At 39.2% G+C, this 2,097-nt stretch carries 1 protein-coding gene; it reads left to right on the forward strand.

The window, feature by feature from the left end; all coding sequences use genetic code 11:
• The first annotated feature begins 447 nt into the window (after positions 1 to 447).
• A complete protein-coding gene (locus tag QZU45_RS12460; RefSeq protein ID WP_295355765.1) occupies positions 448 to 2,016 on the forward strand; it encodes a DDE-type integrase/transposase/recombinase in 1,569 nt (522 codons plus the stop codon).
• Positions 2,017 to 2,097: the final 81 nt, after the last annotated feature.

A 2,097-nucleotide genomic window follows, 5' to 3' on the forward strand; every position in this document is an offset into this window, starting at 1 on the left:
AACTCTAGCTCTCTTTTATTTGTCTCCAATTTTTCCTTTGATTCTTTTGTGTATTGAAGCTCCTGCTGTAACTGCAGGATCTGATCTTTTAACTTTTCGATAGATTCTGTTAAGCTCTCATTTTCATCAAACGCAGTATTCCTAGCACATCGTGCCTCTTTAATAGATTCCTCCATGCTTAACTTTTCTTTATGTAACTGTTAAATATTTAGTACCTAGTAACTAGTCTAAATAAAGCAATTGTCGAATTCGACAATTGCTTTATGTCTACCGCCAATTAGGCGGGCAGTGAACGACAAAACTTGGGCACCACCCGAGACAGCTCCTCGGGCACTCAATTTCATCATTCCATAAGTTTAATTTTATTTTTCTCCTCAATCTTTCATTTTTATATCCACTTTAATATAACGTTGCAACAATCTCGTTGTGATTTATAGGATAAAAAAAATGGAAAGTAATATTACACCAGATCAGATCCGATCTATTTTCAAACTTTCTTTTCAAGATCCAACTCTAGGAGAACGAAAGCTCGAGCAGAGGCTAGGTATCGGTCACACAACTATTGGCAAATATAAGAGACTTGCCAAAAAGCTTAATTATACTGCTGAGTACATCATGCAAATGGATGATCTGTCTATCATTGAGCTTTTCAAGCTTAAATCAAGAAAGGTTGATTTCATCGAACCGAATTGGGATGAGATACGTAAATACCTGCAGGAGAAAGGTCATTGGGGGCAGATGCTTCCAACCATTAAAAGCGCCTGGGAATATATTTACCTCAAAAAACTTTTCCCTAACTATGTTACAGGAGATTTACCTGACGGTGTCATGTCAGAGCGAACCTTTTGCCGTAGATACGACGAATACCTGCATAGCAAAGGTCTTGATTTACTGAAGCACAAAGCAAATCCAAACAATAATTTCGGGCCAGGCTCGGTAGTAGAAATCGATACCATCGGTGACAGATTAAAGTATCTGGATGCTGATAACAATGAGCATGAGGCAGTTATTTTTACAGCAGTTCTCAAGTATTCACGACTTCTGTATGCAGAGGCGATGCCTTCTGGTACAGGTATATGCTGGGCAGGAGCCATTATCAACGCTTTATATTCATTTGGCGGAGTACCTGAAGTTCTACGATGTGACAATGATTCTGCACTAGTGATCCACGGTAACAAGTCCAAAAGGACCAAGTTAAGGGCTTCTATCGAATTCACTATAAATGAATTTGGTCTTATCACAGACCTCTGTCCACCAAGAAGACCAGAGTATAAAGGCAGCAATGAACGAGCCAATGGTTTTGCCTTGAAGCACTTTTTCGAGGGTACATCGTACGGCAAGGAAATACATGCAGATAATCTCGATGCTTTAAATGAGCTGATAAAAAAAGAAACTCTCCGTATCAATTCATTGCCAAGAAACCACGGTCAGCTATCGAGCATTGAGGTTTTCCGACCTGATGTTCGCTATATATCTTATGCAGTAGTCCATAAGGATGGCTACGTTAACTACCAGCGCAACTACTATTATGCAGGCAAAGATAACGTCGGCAAGACTATTCTGATTGAAAACATGAGGGGAAAGCAGATTGTTCTAAGACATGAGAAGACATTGCGCTCTATTGTCGAATATGAATTAGACAGAAACTGCATTCCCCCTGGAAATCATCATAAAGCAGATAAATTTAAAACTGAATCAGAAAAAGTCACTTCTCGAACAAAAGAGTGGTTTATCTCTGAATTTTCCAAGATAGAAAAGGCTACTGATAACATTCAGCAGCTCATAAACTGGGTATTTGAGATAACTTCCCGTTCTAATCAGGTTGGAACAAAGATCTGCAACTCCATCTATAAGCTCTGCACGGACAATCTGAATGATTTGGACTGTCTGGAACTTGCCTGTAAAGCAGTCTTAGAAAGGAAACACAAAGTTGACATCGTGGTTCAGTTAAGCTGTAGCTTCGATATGTTCCGCAAGCTCAAAAATGAAAAATCAAAAGTAACAGTGAACTATTAGGTACCTCGATTTTTGGTCAGGATCTGATCTAAGATCAATGGGGACCTGTTTCAATTATTCTAGCCTAAATGACACTGAGGA

The sequence above is a fragment of the uncultured Succinivibrio sp. genome (assembly GCF_902756765.1).
Lineage (GTDB): Bacteria > Pseudomonadota > Gammaproteobacteria > Enterobacterales > Succinivibrionaceae > Succinivibrio.